The organism is Yersinia sp. Marseille-Q5920 (assembly GCF_946902935.1).
GTDB lineage: Bacteria > Pseudomonadota > Gammaproteobacteria > Enterobacterales > Enterobacteriaceae > Yersinia > Yersinia rochesterensis.
In genome coordinates this window covers 117,254-140,387 of sequence record NZ_CAMPQA010000002.1, presented here as the reverse complement: position 1 = coordinate 140,387, position 23,134 = coordinate 117,254, and the positions used below count along the sequence as shown (strand labels likewise).

Sequence of the window (23,134 nt, the reverse complement as noted above, 5' to 3'; positions counted from 1 at the left end):
CGAACAAATGCAAGAGAAACAAGTGGTTAATAAAAAAGAACACTACGATTTGAACAAGTTAAACAAGCGTCTGCGCCGCAATGTGGGTCAGGCAATTGCTGATTTCAACATGATTGAAGAAGGTGACCGCGTGATGGTTTGCCTGTCAGGAGGCAAAGACAGTTACACCATGTTGGATATTTTGCAAAGCCTGCAAAAAAGCGCGCCGATTAACTTCACCCTCATCGCCGTTAATTTGGATCAGAAACAGCCGGGCTTCCCTGAAGATATCCTTCCGGCCTATCTGGACAAACAAGGTGTTGAATACAAGATTGTCGAAGAAAACACTTACGGGATTGTGAAAGACATTATTCCGGAAGGGAAAACCACCTGTTCACTCTGCTCGCGCCTGCGCCGTGGGATTTTATACCGCACTGCAACTGAGCTAGGGGCAACCAAAATCGCGCTTGGTCATCATCGCGATGATATTCTGCAAACGCTATTCCTGAATATGTTTTATGGCGGGAAGCTGAAAGGCATGCCACCAAAATTGATGAGCGACGATGGCAAACATGTGGTTATCCGCCCATTGGCCTACTGCCGTGAAAAAGATATTGAGCGTTTCGCTGTTGCCAGAGAATATCCAATAATTCCTTGTAACTTATGTGGCTCGCAACCCAACCTGCAACGCCAGGTTATCAAAGATATGCTACGTGACTGGGATAAACAGTATCCAGGGCGGATTGAAACTATGTTCAGCGCGATGCAAAATGTCGTGCCGTCACATTTAAATGATCACCAGCTATTTGATTTTAAAAATATTACACACAACAGTGAAATCGTTGACGGCGGAGATTTAGCTTTTGACCGCGAAGAGTTGCCACTGCAACCTGTTGGCTGGCAACCAGAAGATGATGAAGATAGTGAAAAACAGCCACTGGTTCGTCTCGACGTGCTAGAAATAAAATAAACCACTGACTGATATTGCCTCTCGACAATAAGAGTTGAGAGGCAACGCTCTCGCCCTATCCTACCTCATTGTTTTCACTAAAAAATGCAAAAAAAATGCCGATGTTGAGATAACATCGGCATCGTAACAATTATGTGCTATGCAGTAATTCAAAATAAAAGTATTACAAATATGGAGCGCAACGCCCATCGCTTGACGTTGCATTCACCTGCAAAATGATAATGCCTCAGCCATCACTGCCAAATGTTGATATTGCTCAATTTTACAGTGATTAGCGCCCTATCTGACACACTCTTTTACTCAACCGTCAGTGACTCATTAGAGCCATTTACTGCGTTTTAACCACCACGCAACACCTACAACCAACAGCACCAACATCATACAAAATGTCGCAAAACCAAAAGAATAGGTATTCCCAGGAATGCCACCGAGGTTAACACCAAATAAGCCGGTCAAAAAAGTGGTCGGTAAAAACACCATAGCCAACATTGACATAGTATAGGTGCGCCGGTTCATCGCATCGGCCATTAATGAGCTAATTTCATCGGATAACACCGCAGTACGCGCAATGCTAGAGTCTAAATCCTCTAAGCCTCGCCCCAAACGTTCTGAGATTTCCTGCATACGGCGTCGATCGTCATCATTCATCCACGGCAAGCGCTCACTGGCCAACCGGGAGAAAACATCGCGCTGTGGTGCCATATACCGGCGCAATACAATCAACTGCTTACGAAGCAAAGCCATTTGCCCACGTTGTGGAATTTTTTGTTCCAGTAAATCATCTTCAAGATCGATGATTTTATCGTGTAAATCTTCAATAAATTCATTGGCATGGTCGGTCACGCCATCAGCAATCTCCACCAGCCAGTTGCCGCTGTTAGTCGGGCCGGTGCCACTTTGTAAATCATTCAACACATCATCAATAGAGTAAACTTTGCGATGTCGGGTCGAGACAATCAACTTATCCGTGATATAAACCCGGATGGTGACTAATTGGTCTGGGCGAGCATCATTATTAAAATTGATGCCCCGCAACGTTATCATCGTGCCATCACCCATGCGAGTCACTTTCGGGCGGACGCTTTCACCAGCAAGACCATCCCGAACAACCTCTGGGAGTAACGGAGTATTTTGCAGCCAGGCAGCACTTTCTGAGTGTGTGTAATCCAGATGCAGCCAGCAAGGCTGCTCTGCGGTGGCGATGGCATCGGTATCAATGGAAGTCACGCCCCCTTTACCATCAAGTTGATAGGCATAAACGGCATCAGAAACCTGAAGTGCTTTTCCTTCGACTAGATCCACGACAATTTCCTCTATTTCAGCATTTATCCTGCAATAGGCTCAGTGTAACGTCCGCAACTCAATCTTTAAAGGTAATGCATCAGGATAACTTACTGTTCCATAAAATAATCAAGGCCGTTATCTATTAATCATTTAGCAGCAATAGCAGATACATTCAGTATAAGTTTTAGGACGACAGAACTTATATCTTTAACAGTGGAATTAAGGATACATAATGATAAAGGCACAAGGGTCATGCACAGCTTTGATGTACAATTCTTGCAAATTATCAACACGATATATTCAAGGGATATTGATTATGGAAACCAACTTCATTACGTTAATGAAAGCACTCATTGGTGGCGCAGGAGCGGGATTTGCATTTACCGGTGGCCTGTCTTTTTTAGTGCCCGCATTGACAGTGACCACTTCCCTTGCATTTACATTTTCAGCTATTGGGAGCGTATTAATTGCAGGTTTTTATCTAAGCAAAGTTTGGTGAACGACATTGGAGTCACTATCTTCCCACTGGTACTCACCGCAAACCACTGATGAGTTGGCAAAATTCTATTGTATTATTTGTGTTTCTTACATGTTAGTTCATATTGCATGGGATTGTATTTCCAAAAAAACACCGCCATTTGCCTTGGAAAATCTACAATATAAACTTAACGAATTATATTCATCGTCAACATTTGCCACAAGCATATTCTTATTTGTAATAATTTTAGATATAAACAACCCACTAAGAACATCTGATGCATTTATATTTCCACTGATAGTCGCATCACTAACCGGATTTATGATCTCGATATCGGCCATTGTTCCTAAGCGGCGCAGCCGTAAATAGCCTATTTGTTTTATATGATAATCATTATATAAACATAATCCGCCACTTATGCTGGCGGATTATGCTTTTATCAACATTAACTACCAAACGTTAACCATAAAAAAACACCCATTAGTGCTTGATGATATAAATCATTTGGCTATAAGCCACATCTTCAGGATTAGTTATCGGGTAACCTTTCACCCAGGGTTTAATTAAACGCCCATTTGTGAATTGATATATGGGTGCTATTGGGACTTGTTCAGCAATAATCTGCTCGGCTTTATTATAATCATCACTTAGCGCTTTAGGATTAGTTTGCTTACCCGCTTCGCTCAGCAAACGATCATAATTTGCACTCTTAAATTTAGCGATATTCCCACTGTGAGTAGAGGTCAATAATGACAAGAAGGTGGACGGCTCATTATAATCCCCGACCCATGATGCGCGGACTACATCAAAATTACCGGTATTTCGGCTATCGATATAGGTCTTCCACTCTTGGTTAATCATTTGAACATCCACCCCCAATGTCTTCTTCCACATTGAAGCAATGGCAATGGCTAACTTCTGATTATTATCCGAAGTATTATATAGCAAAGATAATTTCAGTGGTTTATCCGGCCCGTAACCCGCCGCATGCAACAGTGCTTTAGCTTGTGCGTTGAGTTCTTCCTGGTCTTGCTGCTGCAATAAATTGGCTACCGGATGATAACCAGCAGTGACATCGGGGGTAAAGTGATACGCAGGTTTCTCCCCCGTACCCAAGACTTTTTCAGCAATAATTTTGCGGTCTATAGCATAAGATAATGCTTTGCGCACCCGAACATCATTGGTTGGCGCACGTTGGGTATTAAATGCGTAATAATAAGTGCCTAGCTGATCCGGCGTATAAACTTGATCAGGAATATCTTTTAATAGTTTCTGATACAGATTTTTTGGGAAGGACTCGGTAATATCAATATCACCAGCTTGATAGCGCTTGGTGGCATTGGCTTCCTGATTGATAGGAATGAAAGTCACTTTCGTTAGAACAGTATGGGCATGATCCCAATAATAGTCGTTGGGCACCAAGACTAATTTCTCATTTACAACTCTATCTTGTAATTTAAATGCGCCATTCCCTACCAAATTACCCACTTTAGTCCAGTCATTGCCATATTTTTCAACCACGCTGGCGGGGACTGGGAATAAACTGAAGTTTGCAGTCAAACTGGGGAAATAAGGCACCGGCTTACTGAGTTTAACTTTAAGGGTGTAATCATTAACTGCACTGACCCCAAGAGCTTCTGGCGGCATTTTCCCCGCAATAATCTGTTGCGCATTTTCCATTCCGGCCAGTTCGGCAAACCAGGCGAAAGGAGATAAACTTTTAGGGTCAACCAAACGGCGCCAACTATAAACAAAATCCTGCGCGGTCACAGGCTGACCATTCGACCATTTAGCATCTTTGCGCAACGTGAATATATAGGTTTGGTTATCTGCCGTTTTCCAGTTGGTCGCAACACCGGGAATTATCTGGCCATGCGCATCTTGATTAACCAATCCTTCAAACAAATCACGGGCAACCTGCGCCTCGATTAACCCCACAGCTTTCATCGGGTCGAGAGAGGCTGGCTCGTCTTTAATATGACGAACAAGTTCTTGTTTATCAGCCAGTATGGTGCCCGCAGGGACATCAGCAGCATTTGCCGCGCCCAGCGTTGCACCAACTAATGCGGCACACAATGCATAACGGAAATAGCGCATGATTAATAACCTTTTCGTTGTCGATCCATTTCAGCGAAATTAGTAACAATATCTCATCAACATAAACTAGCAGATTAGGGGCCACCATGACGATGATAAAATAAAAATACTGTCTCCAGTCGCGCTATAGAGTGCAATTCTGCCATCAGAAACCAAATGCAGTATGCATCACTAATTAGGCGCATTAGTTTACCCATCACAAAATAACTTATTGATTCAATATGATAATATTAAATGCTATGTTAAATACAATACGCACCTATTCGGAATAACAGAGAATATTATGAGCCAATATCGCCCCCGAACTGCACGGGGAAATCTGGTCACTTTAGGGCAACGCTACGGCACATCCCGCTTGGGCGCGCCGCTGCTTTATTTCCCGGCCCCCACCCCATCCGCACAAACTGGGCTGATTATTGCCGGAACCCATGGCGATGAAAGTGCAGCAATTGTGGCGCTATCCTGTGCATTGCGCAGTATTTCACCGGAACAACAGCGCCACCATGTCATCTTGGCAGTCAATCCTGATGGATGCCAACTGGGGTTGCGGGCGAATGCCAATGGTGTGGACCTTAATCGTAATTTTCCGGCAAAAAACTGGCAGGCGGGCGAAACGGTATACCGTTGGAATAGTGCGGCGGATGCACGAGATGTGGTGCTATCAACCGGCGTATATGCAGGTTCAGAGCCCGAAACTCAAGACTTGTGCGCATTAATAAGCCAACTGGCCCCGCGCTGGGTGGTTTCCTTTCATGAACCATTGGCCTGTATTGAAGACCCCGACAGCTCAGCGCTAGGTGAGCGACTGGCGGCGAATCTTGACTTGCCCCTTGTCACCAGTGTGGGTTACGCCACGCCGGGGTCATTTGGTAGCTGGTGTGCAGACATTCACTTACCCTGTATTACCGCAGAATTACCGCCCATTTCTGCCGATGCCGCCAGTGAATGTTATCTGCCGGCTCTGATTGACTTGCTGACCCTGGCAGATTAAGCCGACAAATCGATAGCGCCAGTCGAAAAATGTAACCCGTCATCGACATCCTGTTGTAGCCAGGTAGGGCCATCGAGATCAACAAAACGAGCACCTGGAGCCAGGGGTAATGCAGCACGAACAGCCCGTGAAGTGCACAACATGCAGCCGAGCATAATGGCAAATCCGAGCGATTTCGCTTGTTCGGCTAACAACAATGCTTCTGTTAACCCGCCACTTTTATCCAGCTTGATGTTGACCATTTCATAACGCCCCACCAGACCCGCCAAATCAGCACGTGTATGGCAACTTTCATCAGCGCAAATAGGCAATGGGTGAATAAAATTCTGTAACGAGTCATCCTGCCCTGCGGGCAGAGGTTGCTCCAACATTGCTACGCCTAAATCTGCCAATAATTGGCAACGCGCAGCCAAGCCCTCTGGACGCCAGGACTCATTGGCATCCACAATCAATGTCGCGTCGGGGGCCGCGCTACGAATAGCCACCAAACGCTCAGCAATAAGATGGTCATCCAGCTTTATTTTCAACAGCTTGGCACCCAAATTCACCAATGCACTCGCACTGTACGCCATGGCTTCCGGGGTACCGATACTGACTGTCTGGGCCATCGAGAGATGGAGGATGGGTGTCGTTTGAGTCATAAGCCATAAACTTTGCTGATTTTGCAAACATTCCAACTGCCATAATGCGCAATCTACCGCATTCCTGGCGGCTCCAGCGGGTAATAGCTGTTGTAAGGTCTCACGCGAAATGCCCTGCTCTATGGCACTGACTACCAAGGCCAACTGCGCCATCACCGAAGATTCACTTTCTCCATAATGTGGGTATGGGGTACATTCACCAACAGCACGAATACCCGCCTCCTCAATCTCGACAACCACAACTTTTGCTTCACTGCGGCTTCCGCGGGAAATAACAAACGCAGAATGGAGAGGCCAAGCCTCTGGATAGCAACGCATGGTTCTCATTATGACTCCTCAGAAAATTCGGGTGCGGACATTCAGTATTAGAACCTAACGTCAGTAAAATCTGAATTATTTAGCAAATTTCTCATATCCAAGCTGCCATTGTTACCTTAAACTGAACTTCGTGTTACACATCTGTAAAAGGGATCAAATAATGACACAGACAGTACATTTCCAAGGCAATCCAGTGACCGTTGCAGGTCAACTGCCACAACCCGGCGATAAAGCCAAAGATTTTACTTTGGTCGCGAAAGATTTATCCGATGTTGCCCTGAGCAGCTTCGCGGGTAAACGTAAAGTTTTGAATATCTTCCCAAGTATTGATACCGGTGTTTGTGCCGCGTCCGTACGCAAATTCAATCAATTGGCTGGCGAACTTGAGAACACTGTCGTTCTTTGTATCTCCTCTGACCTGCCATTTGCCCAATCCCGTTTTTGCGGTGCTGAAGGCCTGAGCAACGTCACCACCTTGTCAACTTTGCGTGGCGCAGATTTCAAACAAGCTTACGGTGTAGCGATTACTGAAGGCCCATTGGCAGGTTTGACTGCACGTGCTGTCGTGGTTCTGGATGGTCAAGACAAAGTTATCTACAGTGAGTTAGTTAACGAAATCACCACCGAACCAAACTATGATGCCGCTTTAGCAGCACTGAAGTAATTTTCTCTACTTTAGTTTAATAAAGTCTAGTTTTAATAAAGTCTAAATTTAATACAAACGGCTGGCCCATCTGGGTGCAGCCGTTTTTTATAGCAATCTATGTCTTTATAGCAATCTATGTTATCGCAGCTTATGCCACGCTTTATTCTTCTTCGCTTTCATCACTGGCAGGCCGTTTACTGCTTAAACCGTATTCGCGTAGTTTATTGGCAATCGCGGTGTGAGAAACCCCTAGCCGTTTGGCAAGTTTACGTGTGCTCGGATAATTGCGATAAAGGCGAGTTAAAACAGAACGTTCGAACCGTTTACTAATATCGTCGAGTGAGCCATCAAGCACTTCATCCCCTAGCGCCGCTTCAACTTCAAACTCCGGTAAGACGATATCCTGTGGCCGCAGCTCGGCTCCATCCAATTGCGTCAAAGCACGATAGATAGCATTTTTCAGTTGGCGCACATTACCTGGCCAACCATAATTTGTCAGGAAACTGCTCAGTTCAGGCGCCAACTTTGGCCGCGGCACACCTTGCTCGTCAGAAAAACGGGCAACAAATAGCGCCGTCAGGGGCATGATATCCGCTTGTCGCTCACGCAACGGCGGTAGAGTGATGGTCAACACATTGAGGCGATAATAGAGATCTTCACGGAATTCACCGCGTTGTACTAATTCCACTAAATTCTTTTGGGTGGCACAGATAACCCGCACATCGACATGCACCTCATGCTCTTCGCCGACACGGCGGAAAGTTCCGTCATTAAGGAAGCGCAACAGTTTGATTTGCATACGAGGCGACATTTCGCCGATTTCATCTAAGAGAACTGAACCACCGTTTGCTTGCTCAAAGAACCCTTTTTTACCTTCGACTGCATTGGGATAAGCCCCGGCGGCATAGCCAAATAGCTCACTTTCTACCACATCGTCGGGTAAGGAAGCACAATTAAGGCCGAGGAAAGGCATTTTCCCGCGCGGGCTGCGCAAATGGCAAGCTCGAGCCAACAAGTCTTTGCCAGTACCGGTATCACCGATTAACAGTAACGGCGCATCCAGCATCGCTAATTTACGTGCTTGTTCAAGCACTTGGCGCATCTTAACGCTGGTGGCAACTATCTGTTTAAATTCAGTATCATCGTTTACTGATAAAGTTTGCAGTTGTTGCCCCATGCGCACAGTGGATTTTAACATGACCACAGCACCCACCGTTTGATTCTGCTGATTTTCGTCTTCTAGCTGAATCGGGGTGATCTCCAGCAGGTAATCCTGATTGTTGATCAGCACACGTTCGGTATGAGGCGCGGTTTCTCCACCTTCAAACCAACGGGCAAAGTTATATCCCCCCAGTAGGCTACCTGCTGTTTTATGACGAATTTTCTCCTCATTGAGGGAAAACAACTCGCGGGCAGCGGGATTAGCTAACTCAAGGTTACCTTTTAAATCGATAGAAAATACCGGCTCTGGCATGGATTCAAGCAGTGCCCGCAGTGAGCGGTGCTCCCGCTCTGATGGCATAAAGGAGACGGTGCGAACATCGGTAACACCATCAATACGCCGGATGTCCATCATTAATGCACTAAATACACTGAAATCCAGCTGTGAGAAATTCAGATAAATACGGCCAATCGGATCAATTTCGATCCCGCGTAAGTCAATACCGCGTAAAACCAAGAGATCAAGCAACTCTCTCGTGAGACCGATTCGGTCTTCGCAAAAAACTTCCAAGCGCATCAGTATCGCCCTTATATATGGCAGGTGCGGAATATCTGCCTATGATAATACCCTGTCCCCCCTTGCTGATGAAGCAGTCTGTCAGCAAAAGTTGACAGGAATCGGCTTTTCGCTATTTTTTTTATCCAATCAAACTCACCAAGATAAGAGGATCACCCCCTATAGCCATCATATATAGCGAGTTATTACTTTTTATAGCAATAAGTTAGAATAATATAATGATAAGTAGCGTCAACATCCTCGTCAAGAACAGGTGACACTTTGCTTTATATCGGCCATCTGGCTATAGTATACATAGCCAATTGACCGAGGAGGTTACATGAGAGCATATCACCCGACCCCAGCGACCAAAACTGGGGCGCTATGGCGAGAGATTGGTTTGCCCGCCAGCCGCGGCACTGTATTGGTCGATAGTATCAAAATGGGTTTTTCAGTTGATGTCATCGACGGTATCCATTTATGGGCTTCTATCCCTAAAGCTGAAATATTGCGGGCCACGGGTATTCCCAGCCGCAGTCTGACCCGCAGACGCACACATGATGGCCGTTTCACCCCTGAAGAGAGTGAGCGAATTGCCCGTTTCGTCCGGGTAATGGATGCCGCAGTTGATCTATTTGGCGGTGATAAGGGCAAAGCTATCGCCTGGATGTCTACCCCGATTAAAGGTCTTGGTCACCGCAGCCCCGACTCCTTGCTGGAAACGGAAACCGGTGCACTGGAAGTCTGTGATTTAATTGGGCGTTTGGAGCACGGTGTATTTTCATAACTCAGTGGCGCAAGGAATAGGCCAAAGGGAAAGTAAACTATAAGGATCTGTAGATTATGAATAAAGCCCCAATAGGCTGGCACTTATGAAGTTCTACCGTATTGTGATGCGCCGTTATCTGGCGTCAACCTGGACCGGTTATGGCGCCGAAATCTATGGTGGCCGTTGGAATCATAAGGGGCACGCCGCCATCTACTTAGCCAGCAGTGTGTCTTTGGCGATGCTGGAAACATTGGTACATATCCAAGATAGCTCAACGCTGAGCGAGTTCGAGCTATTCCAGATTGAAATCGAAGATAGCCATATTCTGTTACTTCAACCGCAAGATTGGCCTGCTGACTGGCGCAGTGATCCCGCGCCGGCGACCACAATGGATATCGGCACCGAATGGTTAGAGCTGGAATCATCACTTGCATTACTGGTTCCATCCACTCTGGTGCCGTCAGAAAACAATCTACTGCTCAACCCTCGGCATAAAGATTTTCAAGCTTGCTTAAACAGTGTTAAACCACTCTCTTTTGCCTTTGACCCACGGCTGAAATAGTTTTTATTACGGAGTCGCTTTATCTTTCTTTGGTAATGTATTTTTCAACTGGCTGATCAACTGCCGGCGGAAATCCCCCAATTTGGGTTTATCATCTCCTAACCACGGTAATGGCCTGCACAATTCCATCGCTTTAATACCCAGTCGGGCAGTTAACAACCCCGCCCCAATACCTTGCGCGGCACGTGCCGACAAACGCGCGGCTAAATCTTGCGATAACCAATCCATGCCAACCTCACGCACCAATTCAGAGGCACCCGCAAAGGCGATATTGAGCAACACCAAACGGAACAAACGCAGGCGGCTGAAATACCCCAACTCAATACCATACAAAGCGGCAATACGATTAATTAGACGAATATTCCGCCATGCGATAAATGCCATATCGACCAGTGCCAATGGGCTGACGGCAATCATTAATGCCGACTCAGCGGCATAGCGGCTGATTTCAGCCCGCGCCAGATTATCAAGTGAAGGCTGCACCAGTTTGGCATACAATTCAACAACTTCGCGATCATTATGAGTTTCATGTAGCGAAGCATGCCAGCGCTGAAGTGCCGGATGCCCTTGATCCAGCCCCGCCTGACGCGCCAGCTTTTCACAAAATACGCGCCCCTGGCCGATTCCGTGACTCACCAGAAGTTCTCGTGCAATATCACGCTCTTCCGCCCGTTGCCGTAGACGATATAACCGCCGCCACTCCGTCACCAGCGAGCCAACTCCCGCCAGCACGATAAGCCCTCCGGCCGTAGTGGCTCCCAGCGCAATCCAATCCTGCTGTTGCCAGGCCTGATTGACCCATTGCACTGACTGAGCAATTACACTGACACCAAAGAGTGCCAACCCCACAGTGACCATTTTGCGCCACAAGCTGCGTTTGGGTTTCAATGCGGCATTAACCAACCCCTCTACCCGACCTTCTTCATTTTCTGCGTCCAGTTCCGGGGCCTCTGGATAGAAATTCTCAGCGGCATGTTGGTCAAAAGCCTGTGCGGCTTTTAATACTGGCTCATCTAAGGGTTGCAACGGCTGCTCAAAATCGATCCGTGGCTTTAAAGGTTCGCTCATCGCAGTTTATCTCCCAATAAGAATTCCATTACCGCGTCGAGACGAATATGCGGTAACGGGCTGTCAACATGTACGGTTTGAGGGCGAAACTCGTCAAAATGGAACCCTTGCTGCCGCCAAAAAGCGGGGCCGGGCAAACGCGCAGGAACATCTCCGGGGAAGACCGTCAGCGGCAGACCATCGCCCAATCGGTGACCGCGTAACGCGGGAATTTTTTGCCCCTGATGGTCAACAATTCCACTTTCCGTCGCCTGCACCGAGGCCAACCCGACACAATCCATGCTGATCCCTTCAAATGCAGCATTCTGCCAAGCTTCCTGTACCAACTGTTGCAGCAAAGAGACCAAATTAGCGTGTTGATCGGCTGTCACATGGTCGGCTTTGGTGGCGGCAAACATTAGCTTATCAATACACGGAGAGAATAAACGGCGAAATAGTGTGCGCTTTCCATAATGGAAACTCTGCATCAATTGTGTCAAAGCCAGGCGCATGTCGTTAAACGCCTGCGGCCCGCTATTCAGCGGTTGCAGACAATCCACCAGCACGATTTGCCGATCAAAACGCACAAAATGCTCTTTGTAAAAACCTTTAACCACCGAGTTGCAATAATAGTTAAAACGGGCGCGTAACATCCCTAAATTGGAGTGTTTATCGGCCTGAGCTAGCCGTGATTCACCAAGGCCACTCACATCCGGCCATGGGAAGAACTGCAATGCAGGTGCCCCCGCCATATCACCCGGTAGCACAAACCGCCCCGGCTGAATGAAATGCAGCCCTTCATTTTTGCAACGAATCAGATAATCAGTATAAGCCTGAGCAATCGCCGCCAGTTGATTTTCATCGGCAGCGGCCAGCGGATCACACTGCTGACAAAGCTCCAGCCAGGGTTTAGCCCACTCAGCACGGGAACCTTGTAACAAGCCCGCCATTTGATGCGACCAACTTAAATAATCTTGTTCCAGCATGGGTAAATCCAGCAACCATTCACCCGGATAATCGACAATTTCCAGATACAAGGTTGAGGTCTCTTTAAAGTGGCGCAAAAGAGAATCACTGGAACGAAAACGCAGCGCCAAACGAATCTCACTGACACCACGGGTCGGAGTCGGCCAATTTGGCGGTGTACCATATAAAGAGGCCAGGCCTTCGTCATACCTAAAGCGCTGAATACCCAGATCTCGCTGCGGCACCCGTTTCACGCCGAGTAGGCGCTCTTCGCGCACAGCAGAAAACAGCGGCAAACGTGCGCCGCTGTGAACATGAAGTAATTGGTTGACTAAAGAAGTGATAAAAGCGGTTTTCCCACTGCGGCTCAGGCCGGTTACAGCCAGCCGCAGATGTCTATCCATCCCGCGGTTGACCAATGATGTAATCTCATTTTGTAGTCGTTTCATGCTTCTCCTTAGCAAATTGACCCGCCACTGCTCCCATCGCACGTTTCAGCATGGGTTCCAGCATCATCAGCAGTAACCAACGCAAGGGTTTACGGCTGACATTCTTGACGATAAAGCCCGCGGCACCCGCTGGGCCATAGGTCAAAGCAACACTAAAAATTATTTTAATTAGTGTAGTTAATACTACACCTGCGCGGGGACGAGCAGAGTTATTGTTCATATTTATGCCCTCCGGCAGGCTTCACTGTGAAACGAATAGGTCACATTACAACTGACGAAAACGGCTCTGTACTCCGAAAGTTTCGGAAGTCACATAGCGCTCGACCTGGCGCAAGCGTTGTTCCCCAGCCCCCAATTCATATTCTAACTGGTCAAGAAGCTGGCGCGGTGTTGCTTCCTTATGCGCACTGAAACTAGACGCAGGTGCCGGTTCCAGCATAAAAGTCAGCACGATATAAGCCGCAATAGTGAAAACAAACAGGCCAAAGAATAGCGACAACACCACCATCACGCGAATTAATCGCACCGGAATATCAAAGTAATGCGCCAACCCGGCACAAACACCTTTGACCATCCCCTCTTCGGGCACACGATAGAGTTTCTTCTTACTTAACATATTGTTTTTAAATGAATCGTTTTTAAATGAATTATTTTTAAACATATCGCCCATTATGATTGCCTCCAGTTTGGATGCTCCGCATCAAGAATTTCCTCCAAAGTCTGAATACGCTCACGCATCCGACGGGCATCGTCAGTTAACTGCGATAACCGTTGCATATCCTGATGGCTGAGTTGAGCACCACTTTGCTGGCGATTGCTGTAATGCAGCCATAACCAAATCGGCGCAACAAACAGCACAAAAATGGTCAGCGGTATAGCAAGAAACAGGATACTCATTCATTCCCCTTAAATTTATGCTCGCGGGTATCCGCGTTGTCGTCATAGCAGGCCGCCTTTCTCCCGACGGCCCGCCCGGTATTTTTCTGCAATTGAGTGCCAACTTACTGAGCTGAATTCATTTTTGCTTTCAGAGCCGCCAGTTGATTGCTGATTTCGTCATCCACTTTCAGTTCAGCAAATTGGCTTTCCAGTGATTTTTGTTTGCCGATACCCACGGTTTCAGCCTCTGCTTCCATATGGTCGATACGGCGCTCAAACTGTTCAAAACGTGCCATCGCCTCATCCAGCTTGCCGCTGTCTAACTGACGGCGAACATCGCGAGAAGATGCCGCAGCTTGATGGCGCAGTGTCAGAGCTTGCTGTCTGGCCCGAGTTTCAGTCAGTTTACTTTCCAGCTCCGTAATTTCGTGCTTCATCCGGTTGAGTGTTTCATCAACGGTCGCGACTTCACGAGTCAGCGTATCAATCAGCGCCGCCACTTTTTGCTTTTCAATCAGGGCGGCGCGGGCCAAATCTTCTTTATCTTTGCGCAAAGCCAGTTCGGCTTTATCCTGCCACTCTTGTTGCTGACTTTCACTGTGATCAATACGCCGCAGCAATTGTTTTTTCTCAGCCAGTGCACGAGCTGATGTTGAGCGAATCTCTACCAACGTATCTTCCATTTCCTGAATCATCAACCGCACTAACTTCTGCGGATCTTCGGCTTTATCCAGTAATGTATTGATGTTGGCATTCACGATATCGGCAAAACGAGAAAAAATACCCATAATTACATCCTCTTTTAACTTATTGGTTCTTTTAACTGAAGTTAGTTTTTTTAAACTGAAGTTGGCGTTTGGTTGCGCCGCTTCATATAATCTCGATAGTGATATATCAAGAGTCGTGCCAACTTTTAGTGAAAGTTAATAAGCTGAAAAATAACAAAAAAATATTTTTGACTGTTTGAGAATAAAAGGTAGAGTGATTATTCTCACCAACTATTGGCGAATTTCATCATGAGCGAGCAAATAGAAAACCTGTTAGGCGAAGCAAACTCTTTTGTTGAGGTGCTGGAGCAAGTTTCCGGGCTGGCAAAACTGAATAAGCCCGTATTGGTGATTGGTGAGCGGGGAACCGGCAAGGAGCTGATAGCCCATCGTTTGCATTATTTATCAGACCGTTGGCAAGGGCCGTTCATTTCACTCAACTGCGCTGCACTGAATGAAAACTTACTCGATTCAGAGTTGTTCGGCCATGAGGCTGGGGCTTTTACTGGCGCGCAAAAACGTCATCTTGGCCGCTTTGAACGCGCTGACGGGGGCACGCTATTTTTAGATGAACTGGCCACTGCGCCGATGTTGGTACAGGAAAAACTATTAAGGGTGATTGAATATGGTCATCTGGAGCGGGTGGGTGGCAGCCAACCCTTACAGGTGGATGTGCGTTTAGTGTGCGCGACCAATGATAACTTGCCCGCACTCGCAGCCGCAGGGAAATTCCGCGCTGACTTACTCGACCGCCTGGCATTTGATGTGGTGCAGCTGCCGCCGTTACGTGAGCGTCAGCAAGACATTATGCTGCTGGCAGAGCATTTTGCTATTCAGATGTGTCGGGAATTAGGTTTGCCATTGTTCCCTGGTTTTACGCCTCAAGCCAAACAGCAATTGTTAGGATATCGTTGGCCGGGCAATGTTCGTGAGCTGAAGAATGTGGTCGAGCGCTCAGTATATCGCCATGGCGATAATAATGAGGCGTTGGATAATATTATTATTGATCCCTTTGCTCGCCGGCCAAGCAGAGAAGATGAAAGTCTCGAGAGCAATAATCCTGGCACCGCAACCGGCGAATTACCCTCCCTGCCCCTTAATCTTAAACATTGGCTACATAACAGCGAATATCACATGCTCCAACAGGCCTTGGAACAAGCGCGGTTTAATCAGCGTAAGGCCGCCAGCCTGTTAGGATTAACTTACCATCAATTACGTGGCATGCTAAAAAAACACGCAATATTAACGGGAGAAAATGAACCACAATAATAAAATCATGCGCAAACTATTCAGGCCAATGTGAATATACTCATCTGATGGAGATCTAATTAACACCTTCCACTCCACGGAGGTACTTATCTTTCACACAAACATTAACTGTTAAATTAATTAGATAAGCGGCTTGGGCAAAGTTGGACAGCCCTTTGGACGAATCACCATACGTTGTATCTTCTGCAATGGCACCGTACCAGCTATCATTAATTTTTATATTAACAGCATTCATTGGTGATTTTCCAGGACGCCACATCACACTCATATTAAATTTTTGTATCACCTTATTATAAATCATAGTGCCATTATCAGCATCACATTGTGATTGTAAACTACCAGGCATAACTGCAAAACTAACGCTATTGAATATGGAAATAATAAATACAAGACTATAGTTGATTACTTTCATGAGTTAACCTCTATTATATTTTCTGATGGATGAAAATATTAATTTATGACTACAAAATTGTTATTAGCATGAACATTCTATTATCCCCACCTCTGTGCTCGTGAGTGTCGCGTTTAAATTCTGTATGTTCTAAATTTCCAAAACATGCATTTACCATGGGATTGGTTCCTAATCTCATCATCCAGCTACGCGCCCATTGTATTACTGGCCTTCGGGTATACACCGTGGGAAATGGCCCATCATTAGCTGTTGATCGTGTTTGTACAAATCGGGTGTTGTGGAAGTTAGACTCACTGCGTATTGCACCCCGATATATATAATAGGCGGTTTGAGTGGCTATCTGCTCTGGTTCGATTCTGCGATGCGCCATCCACTCGGATAAATAGGGTGTATAGCGTAATATTCTCGATATTTCGTGATGTTGGCCATGGTCATCGCCCTGCAATAAAAACTCTAACGTAGTGCCTGCGCTATACATATTTTCAGTTGCCCTAATTTGATAAATATAGACTTGGGCATGAACATCACCCTGCGCATCCATACCACGCAAAATTCGCTCAGCATAACGATAAGCAAAACCGCGATTAGATGTCGTCGAAATAAAAGAACTACTAATTAGCCCGCCACCATGCTGATGACAACTTCTGCCAGTGAGATGTTCAACAATATTATTGTTATTACCCGCCGCACTAAAACCATTATTGAATATATCCTCCAAACCGCGCGTATCAACTCGCCAGACAATATCCGGTGGTTTGGCTTTGCTATTAGACATTATCAGAATATTCACTAAGCATAATGTGATAAATTTAACTAATATCATTAACAACCTCTCATGAAGTATATTAATATCTAATTCTCAACCAGCTAAAATATAAATAAACATAAAATGATCAAGAAAAATATATCTCAAAATCATGGTATTTTATAAACCAAAATCCCTTTATATATAAATAAAACTTATAAATACCAAGGGAGAGATTGCTGGGTTTTATACTTGCTATTAATGTATGGGTGAGTCATAGGCAAAAAAAAAGCCAGCACCCGAGCTGGCTTAAAAAACACTGGAAGCAATGTGAGCAATGTCGTGCTTTTCTGTCAAAAGCCTGAAACTTTAGGCCTTATCCCGAAGAGCAAAGCGATGATAATGGTTATCAATAGCACTTGCAAACACTTTGTTGAGAATTTTTCTCATTACCATACTGATTATGATGAGATTATGCGCGACCTCAGAATAAAATATCTCTCCGCCTAACGATAGACATCCATGATTTCCCAATGAATAAACCATCATTTACTGTTTATTGCTGCAACAAGCAGCAGACGGCGCAGTTGTTTTGCTCAATGGATTGGGGGGAGTGTCAGATTACGGTACAATGAGAGTATTGCTTACTGACTGCGAAGCGTTTATGCGTGCTTTATTTATTTGGATGCTGTCGATTTGGATGCTGTCGCTGGCTTGCCTTGCGACCCCAGCACTGGCGCAACCTACCCCGGCCGCCGCCCCCACTCAACCACTGCCGGATATCCGCCAGCGTGGATTTGTCTATTGTGTCAGTGGGATACTGAATACTTTCAACCCACAGATGGCCAGTAGCGGATTAACCGTCGACACTCTCGCGGCGCAGCTTTATGACCGTTTGCTGGATGTCGACCCTTATACTTACCGGTTAATTCCTGAATTAGCAGAGCGCTGGCAAGTGCTGGATAACGGCGCGACCTACCGTTTTCATTTGCGTAAAGATGTTCCTTTCCAGACCACTGATTGGTTTACTCCCACGCGAAAAATGAATGCTGATGACGTCGTTTTCAGTTTTCAGCGAGTATTTGATCCAAAGCATCCTTATCATGATGTCAACGGTGGTGAATATCCCTACTTTGATAGTTTGCAATTTGCTGACGCGGTACAAAGTGTCCAAAAGCTTGATGACTATACGGTTGAATTTAAACTGAAAGCCCCCGATGCGTCCTTTCTTTGGCATCTGGCGACCCATTATGCGCCAGTGCTTTCAGCTGAATATGCTGATGTCTTAGCCCAAAAGGGCCGACAAGAACAAATTGACCGCGAACCAGTCGGCACTGGCCCTTTCTTGTTAAACGAATATCGGTCTGGGCAATATATCCGCTTGTCCCGTAACAGTGACTATTGGAAAGGTTTGCCGCGCATGCCGCAGGTCGTCATTGACTTGGGCGTAGGAGGAACCGGTCGGTTATCCAAATTATTGACCGGCGAATGTGATGTATTGGCCTATCCAGCCGCGAGCCAGTTATCTATTTTACGCGATGATCCCCGCCTGCGCCTGACGCTACGCCCAGGAATGAACGTCGCCTATTTGGCCTTTAATACCCGCAAACCGCCGCTAAATGACCAACGCGTCCGGCAAGCCATAGCTTTATCAATCAACAACCAAAGATTGATGCAATCAATCTATTACGGTACAGCTGAAACCGCAGCGTCCATTTTACCTCGAGCATCCTGGGCTTATGATAATCAGGCTCAAGTAACTGAATATAATCCAGAAAAAGCCAAAGAAATTCTCAAAGAACTGGGCATTACTAAACTGCAACTCAACTTATGGGTGCCGACGGCATCGCAGTCCTATAACCCCAGCCCGTTAAAAACAGCCGAGTTAATACAGGCCGATTTAGCGCAAGTCGGGATTACGGTGAATATCGTGCCAGTCGAAGGCCGCTTCCAGGAAGCTCGCCTGATGGAGATGAACCACGACCTAACACTCTCTGGCTGGTCAACCGACAGTAATGACCCGGACAGTTTCTTCCGCCCATTATTAAGCTGTGCAGCAATTCGTTCGCAAACAAACTATGCTCACTGGTGTGACCCTGAATTTGATGAATTACTGCAAAAAGCCTTACGTTCCCAGCAATTATCGGCACGTATTGAATATTATCAGCAGGCCCAGCGTATTCTGGAGCAACAGCTGCCATTGTTACCCTTGGCGTCATCCTTACGGTTGCAAGCATACCGATATGATATTAAAGGTTTAGTGTTAAGCCCGTTTGGTAATTCTTCTTTTGCCGGTGTGTTTCGCGAAAGTCAATCTCGCGGAAGTCAGAGCGACGAGGGTAAAAAGCCATGATAATCTTTACGTTACGGCGCTTATTGCTGCTGGTGATAACGTTGTTTATGTTGTCATTAGTCAGTTTTAGTCTGAGCTATTTTACCCCTCACGGCCCGTTAAGCGGCGCATCGCTATTGGATGCTTACCAGTTCTATTTCAGCAGCTTGTTCCAGTGGGATTTTGGTGTTTCCAGCATTAATGGTCAGCCGATCAGTGAGCAATTACGCGAAGCTTTCCCCGCCACCATGGAACTCTGTGTTTTAGCTTTTACTCTGGCCCTGTTTGTCGGCATTCCGCTGGGAATTATTGCCGGGGTGATGCGCGGCAAATTTGCTGATATTGCCATTAGCTCAATTGCGCTTCTTGGTTTCTCTATTCCGGTGTTTTGGCTTGCGCTGTTATTGATGCTGTTCTTTTCACTGCATTTGGGCTGGCTGCCAGTCTCTGGGCGGTTTGATCTCTTGTATCAAGTCAAACCCGTCACCGGGCTGGCCTTGGTCGATGCCTGGTTATCAACCTCGCCCTATCGTAAAGAGATGATGCTCAGTGCGCTTGAGCACATGATTTTGCCCATCACGGCTTTAGCCGTGGCCCCCACCACAGAAGTTATCCGCTTAATGCGCACCAGCACCGATGATGTTATCGGGCAAAACTACATTAAGGCGGCGGCCACCCGCGGTTTATCCCGCTTCACCATTATTCACCGACATGTCCTGCACAATGCGTTGCCCCCCATCATTCCGAAATTGGGCTTGCAGTTCTCAACCATGCTGACATTGGCGATGATAACCGAAGTGGTTTTTAACTGGCCGGGGCTAGGCCGCTGGCTTATCAACGCCATTCGTCAACAAGATTACGCCGCTATCTCCGCAGGAGTGATGGTAGTCGGCTCGTTGGTTATCGTTGTTAATGTGCTATCGGATATTCTGGGCGCGATGATGACGCCGTTAAAGCATAAGGAATGGTATGCCCTTCGATAATGTCTACCGCGAGAAGAAAATGCCCAGCCCGCTGTTGTATACCTGGCGGCTTTTCTATGCTGATGGCCTGGCGATGGTGGGGTTTTACGGTGTCCTGGGGTTGTTGGCCCTGTGTCTGTTGGGCAGCACTCTGGCCCCTTATGCCCTCGACCAACAGTTTTTGGGCTACCAATTACTGCCGCCCTCCTGGTCACGTTACGGTAATGTCTCTTTCTTTCTGGGCACTGATGATTTAGGGCGCGATATTTTAAGCCGCTTATTGGCCGGTGCGGCATCGACTTACGGCTCCGCGCTGCTGGTGACGGTGGCGGCAGCCCTATGTGGCGTGGTGTTGGGGGTTTTTGCGGGCATCACCCATGGTTTTCGTTCGGCGATTCTTAATCACGTGCTGGATACATTGCTCTCTATTCCATCACTGTTGCTGGCCATCATTGTGGTGGCCTTTGTCGGCCCCAGTTTAGAGCACGCGATGTTCGCCGTCTGGCTGGCACTGTTACCCCGCATGGTGCGCACCATTTATAGCGCCGTGCATGATGAACTGGATAAAGAATATGTGATTGCCGCTCGTCTGGACGGCGCTTCCACCCCGCATATCTTGGCCTACGCCATTTTTCCTAATATTGCATCGGTGTTAGTCACTGAATTTACCCGGGCGTTATCGATGGCGATTTTAGATATTGCGGCATTGGGTTTTCTCGATTTGGGCGCACAATTACCCTCACCGGAATGGGGCGCGATGCTCGGGGACTCGCTGGATTTAGTCTATGTCGCCCCGTGGACAGTAATGCTGCCCGGCGGAGCCATTTTGGTCAGTGTGTTGTTGGTTAACCTATTAGGTGATGGTATGCGCCGGGCGATTAATGCGGGTGTTGAATAATATGGAGTCGAATAATGCCGTTACTTGATATTCGCAACCTCACGATTGAGTTTATGACCGCTGAAGGAATGGTGAAAGCCGTTGACCGCATCAGTATTACCCTGACTGAGGGTGAGGTTCGCGGGCTGGTCGGCGAGTCAGGGTCAGGTAAGAGTTTGATTGCTAAAGCCATCTGTGGAGTGAGCAAAGACAATTGGCGCATTACCGCTGACCGCTTTCGTTTTGATGACATTGATTTATTGCAATTGACTCCGCGTGAGCGCCGCAAGGTGATCGGCCATAATATTTCGATGATTTTTCAGGAACCGCAATCTTGTCTAGACCCATCCGAAAGTATTGGTCAGCAATTGGTGCAAGCTATCCCCGGCTGGACATACAAAGGCCGCTGGTGGCAACGATTTCATTGGCGCAAACGTCGGGCCATCGAGCTACTGCACCGGGTGGGGATTAAAGACCATAAAGATATTATGCACAGTTATCCTTATGAGTTAACAGAAGGCGAATGCCAAAAAGTGATGATTGCTATCGCGCTGGCCAATCAGCCCCGCTTGTTGATTGCCGATGAGCCGACCAATGCGATGGAACCGACCACTCAAGCGCAAATTTTCCGCCTGCTGGCGCGACTTAATCAAAATAACAACACCACGATTTTGCTGATAAGCCATGATTTACAGATGATGAGTAAATGGGCCACTCGGGTTAATGTGCTGTATTGCGGTCAGACTGTAGAAAGTGCAGTTTGCGAAGATCTGTTGGCTACCCCGCACCATCCTTATACTCAAGCGCTAATCCGCGCCATGCCCGACTTTGGCCGCGCGCTGCCACATAAAAGTCGGCTAAATACCTTACCGGGAGCCATTCCGTCATTGGAACATTTACCGATTGGCTGCCGTCTGGGGCCACGCTGCCCCTATGCACAGAAAACCTGCATTGAAACACCGCGCTTGCGATTGGTGAAAAATCATGCCTTTGCCTGCCACTTCCCCTTAAATCTGGAGGAGCAATAATGGCCGAGACACTGCTTGAAGTCCGAAATCTGAGCAAAACCTTCCGCTATCGCACCGGGTTGTTTCGCCGTCAACATGTCGAGGCGGTTAAATCGGTCAGTTTTACCTTGCGCGAGGGGCAAACACTGGCGGTCATTGGTGAGAATGGCTCGGGTAAATCCACCTTGGCGAAAATGCTGTCGGGCATGATTGAGCCGACTGACGGTGAACTACTGATTGATGACCATCGTCTGGTGTATGGCGATTATGCTTATCGCAGCCAACGTATTCGGATGATTTTCCAAGACCCCAGCACCTCACTGAACCCCCGTCAGCGTATCGGCCAACTGCTGGATGCACCACTCAAACTGAACACTGATTTAGATGCCCCCGCTCGCGAACAGCGCATCTATCAGACATTACGCCAAGTGGGGCTATTGCCGGATCACGCTAATTACTACCCTCATATGTTGGCCTCTGGCCAAAAGCAGCGTATCGCGCTGGCGCGGGCCTTGATCTTGCAACCGAAAGTGATTGTTGCCGATGAAGCTTTGGCTTCGCTGGATATGTCCATGCGCTCGCAGATTATTAATCTGATGCTGGAATTACAGGAGAAACACGGCATATCCTATATTTATGTCACCCAGCACTTGGGTATGATGAAACATATCAGTGACCAGGTGATTGTGATGCATGAAGGGGCGGTGGTGGAGCGCGGCAGTACCGCGGAAGTGCTGGCAGCCCCCTTGCACGACCTAACCAAGCGATTGATTTCCAGTCATTTTGGTGAAGCACTCACCGCAGATGCCTGGCGGCGGGATAGCGCCAATTTCTAATTAATCTTGGATAATGTGACGTTGTCACTCATCTTTTTTTTGATCATAACAACGTGTCGCCGCGATCCCTGATCGCGGTTTTTTTATGCAGCCAAGCGCCTTTACCCGGTTACTGGCTAACGTAATAACATTTT

At 47.1% G+C, this 23,134-nt stretch carries 25 protein-coding genes; 12 read left to right on the top strand and 13 right to left on the bottom strand.

Annotated features, from left to right (window positions below; translation table 11 throughout):
• Positions 1-7: 7 nt before the first annotated feature.
• On the top strand, positions 8-949 hold the full coding sequence (gene ttcA / locus OVO64_RS03355; protein ID WP_038632744.1) for a tRNA 2-thiocytidine(32) synthetase TtcA: 942 nt from the start codon (positions 8-10) through the stop codon (positions 947-949).
• 318 nt (positions 950-1,267) lie between these two features.
• Here ttcA and zntB read toward each other — a convergent pair whose 3' ends face one another.
• On the bottom strand, positions 1,268-2,251 hold the full coding sequence (gene zntB, locus OVO64_RS03350) for a zinc transporter ZntB (RefSeq protein ID WP_145509927.1): 984 nt from the start codon (positions 2,249-2,251) through the stop codon (positions 1,268-1,270).
• Between the two features lie 298 nt (positions 2,252-2,549).
• Between zntB and OVO64_RS03345 the strand changes: the two genes are divergently transcribed.
• Entirely contained in the window at positions 2,550-2,732 is a 183-nt protein-coding gene (locus tag OVO64_RS03345) for a hypothetical protein (RefSeq protein WP_038632740.1), read from the top strand.
• A 98-nt stretch (positions 2,733-2,830) separates the two neighbouring features.
• Here the strand turns inward: OVO64_RS03345 and OVO64_RS03340 are convergent, their stop codons facing one another.
• Both OVO64_RS03340 and OVO64_RS03335 read right to left on the bottom strand, forming a co-directional pair.
• Positions 2,831-3,052, bottom strand: coding sequence for a hypothetical protein (locus tag OVO64_RS03340; RefSeq protein WP_038632738.1), 222 nt, complete (start codon positions 3,050-3,052; stop codon positions 2,831-2,833).
• A gap of 139 nt (positions 3,053-3,191) precedes the next feature.
• Positions 3,192-4,808: a peptide ABC transporter substrate-binding protein gene (locus OVO64_RS03335; RefSeq protein ID WP_038632736.1), complete on the bottom strand. Its 1,617-nt coding sequence runs from the start codon at positions 4,806-4,808 to the stop codon at positions 3,192-3,194.
• 283 nt (positions 4,809-5,091) lie between these two features.
• Here OVO64_RS03335 and mpaA point away from each other — a divergent pair, with 283 nt between their 5' ends.
• On the top strand, positions 5,092-5,799 hold the full coding sequence (gene mpaA, locus OVO64_RS03330) for a murein tripeptide amidase MpaA (protein WP_038632734.1): 708 nt from the start codon (positions 5,092-5,094) through the stop codon (positions 5,797-5,799).
• Here the strand turns inward: mpaA and ycjG are convergent.
• Positions 5,796-6,767 (bottom strand): L-Ala-D/L-Glu epimerase, encoded by a 972-nt coding sequence (gene ycjG, locus OVO64_RS03325; protein WP_145509928.1) that lies wholly within the window; start codon positions 6,765-6,767, stop codon positions 5,796-5,798. The two genes, mpaA and ycjG, sit on opposite strands and share 4 nt — an antisense overlap.
• A gap of 151 nt (positions 6,768-6,918) precedes the next feature.
• Here ycjG and tpx point away from each other — a divergent pair, with 151 nt between their 5' ends.
• On the top strand, positions 6,919-7,422 hold the full coding sequence (gene tpx, locus OVO64_RS03320) for a thiol peroxidase (protein ID WP_038632730.1): 504 nt from the start codon (positions 6,919-6,921) through the stop codon (positions 7,420-7,422).
• Between the two features lie 142 nt (positions 7,423-7,564).
• Here the strand turns inward: tpx and tyrR are convergent, their stop codons facing one another.
• Positions 7,565-9,142 (bottom strand): transcriptional regulator TyrR, encoded by a 1,578-nt coding sequence (gene tyrR / locus OVO64_RS03315; protein ID WP_038632728.1) that lies wholly within the window; start codon positions 9,140-9,142, stop codon positions 7,565-7,567.
• Between the two features lie 319 nt (positions 9,143-9,461).
• On the opposite strand from tyrR, the gene xre reads away from it, so the two are divergent.
• Both xre and OVO64_RS03305 read left to right on the top strand, forming a co-directional pair.
• Entirely contained in the window at positions 9,462-9,908 is a 447-nt protein-coding gene (xre, locus tag OVO64_RS03310; RefSeq protein ID WP_038632726.1) for a type II toxin-antitoxin system antitoxin Xre, read from the top strand.
• Between the two features lie 85 nt (positions 9,909-9,993).
• Positions 9,994-10,452 carry an RES family NAD+ phosphorylase gene (locus OVO64_RS03305; RefSeq protein ID WP_038632724.1) on the top strand — a complete coding sequence of 153 codons (459 nt, stop codon included), beginning with the start codon at positions 9,994-9,996 and terminating at the stop codon, positions 10,450-10,452.
• 6 nt (positions 10,453-10,458) lie between these two features.
• On the opposite strand, the gene OVO64_RS03300 is transcribed toward OVO64_RS03305, so the two are convergent.
• The 6 genes from OVO64_RS03300 to pspA form a co-directional block, all read right to left on the bottom strand.
• The gene (locus OVO64_RS03300; protein ID WP_145585771.1) at positions 10,459-11,520 is read right to left on the bottom strand and encodes a YcjF family protein; all 1,062 of its coding nucleotides are present in this window, start codon (positions 11,518-11,520) and stop codon (positions 10,459-10,461) included.
• The gene (locus tag OVO64_RS03295) at positions 11,517-12,914 is read right to left on the bottom strand and encodes a YcjX family protein (RefSeq protein WP_145541181.1); all 1,398 of its coding nucleotides are present in this window, start codon (positions 12,912-12,914) and stop codon (positions 11,517-11,519) included. Before OVO64_RS03295 ends, OVO64_RS03300 begins: the two co-directional genes overlap by 4 nt.
• On the bottom strand, positions 12,895-13,134 hold the full coding sequence (pspD, locus tag OVO64_RS03290) for a phage shock protein PspD (RefSeq protein WP_145585773.1): 240 nt from the start codon (positions 13,132-13,134) through the stop codon (positions 12,895-12,897). The genes OVO64_RS03295 and pspD overlap by 20 nt, the downstream gene beginning before the upstream one ends.
• A gap of 45 nt (positions 13,135-13,179) precedes the next feature.
• On the bottom strand, positions 13,180-13,584 hold the full coding sequence (pspC, locus tag OVO64_RS03285; RefSeq protein WP_042562376.1) for an envelope stress response membrane protein PspC: 405 nt from the start codon (positions 13,582-13,584) through the stop codon (positions 13,180-13,182).
• Entirely contained in the window at positions 13,584-13,811 is a 228-nt protein-coding gene (pspB, locus tag OVO64_RS03280) for an envelope stress response membrane protein PspB (RefSeq protein WP_038632713.1), read from the bottom strand. The genes pspC and pspB overlap by 1 nt, the downstream gene beginning before the upstream one ends.
• A 104-nt stretch (positions 13,812-13,915) precedes the next feature.
• Positions 13,916-14,581 (bottom strand): phage shock protein PspA, encoded by a 666-nt coding sequence (pspA, locus tag OVO64_RS03275; RefSeq protein WP_038632711.1) that lies wholly within the window; start codon positions 14,579-14,581, stop codon positions 13,916-13,918.
• Positions 14,582-14,809: 228 nt separating this feature from the next.
• On the opposite strand from pspA, the gene pspF reads away from it, so the two are divergent.
• The gene (gene pspF, locus OVO64_RS03270) at positions 14,810-15,829 is read left to right on the top strand and encodes a phage shock protein operon transcriptional activator (protein ID WP_145509930.1); all 1,020 of its coding nucleotides are present in this window, start codon (positions 14,810-14,812) and stop codon (positions 15,827-15,829) included.
• Between the two features lie 55 nt (positions 15,830-15,884).
• Here pspF and ytxB read toward each other — a convergent pair whose 3' ends face one another.
• Together ytxB and ytxA are read right to left on the bottom strand one after the other, a co-directional pair.
• Positions 15,885-16,241 carry a putative AB5 enterotoxin binding subunit YtxB gene (ytxB, locus tag OVO64_RS03265; RefSeq protein WP_145509931.1) on the bottom strand — a complete coding sequence of 119 codons (357 nt, stop codon included), beginning with the start codon at positions 16,239-16,241 and terminating at the stop codon, positions 15,885-15,887.
• 49 nt (positions 16,242-16,290) lie between these two features.
• Positions 16,291-17,016, bottom strand: a complete 726-nt coding sequence (gene ytxA, locus OVO64_RS03260) for a putative AB5 enterotoxin ADP-ribosylating subunit YtxA (protein ID WP_267248617.1) — start codon at positions 17,014-17,016, stop codon at positions 16,291-16,293.
• 634 nt (positions 17,017-17,650) lie between these two features.
• Between ytxA and sapA the strand changes: the two genes are divergently transcribed.
• Genes sapA through sapF form a run of 5 tightly spaced genes read left to right on the top strand, consistent with a single transcriptional unit; the run spans position 17,651 to position 23,000 of the window.
• A complete protein-coding gene (gene sapA / locus OVO64_RS03255; protein ID WP_038632703.1) occupies positions 17,651-19,339 on the top strand; it encodes an ABC transporter substrate-binding protein SapA in 1,689 nt (562 codons plus the stop codon).
• Positions 19,336-20,301, top strand: a complete 966-nt coding sequence (gene sapB, locus OVO64_RS03250; protein WP_038632701.1) for a putrescine export ABC transporter permease SapB — start codon at positions 19,336-19,338, stop codon at positions 20,299-20,301. Before sapA ends, sapB begins: the two co-directional genes overlap by 4 nt.
• The gene (gene sapC, locus OVO64_RS03245; protein ID WP_038632699.1) at positions 20,288-21,178 is read left to right on the top strand and encodes a putrescine export ABC transporter permease SapC; all 891 of its coding nucleotides are present in this window, start codon (positions 20,288-20,290) and stop codon (positions 21,176-21,178) included. Before sapB ends, sapC begins: the two co-directional genes overlap by 14 nt.
• Before the next feature lie 14 nt (positions 21,179-21,192).
• Entirely contained in the window at positions 21,193-22,185 is a 993-nt protein-coding gene (sapD, locus tag OVO64_RS03240) for a putrescine export ABC transporter ATP-binding protein SapD (RefSeq protein WP_038632697.1), read from the top strand.
• Complete coding sequence (sapF, locus tag OVO64_RS03235) at positions 22,185-23,000, top strand: putrescine export ABC transporter ATP-binding protein SapF (protein ID WP_032819698.1); 816 nt, start codon at positions 22,185-22,187, stop codon at positions 22,998-23,000. Before sapD ends, sapF begins: the two co-directional genes overlap by 1 nt.
• The last annotated feature ends 134 nt before the right edge of the window (positions 23,001-23,134 follow it).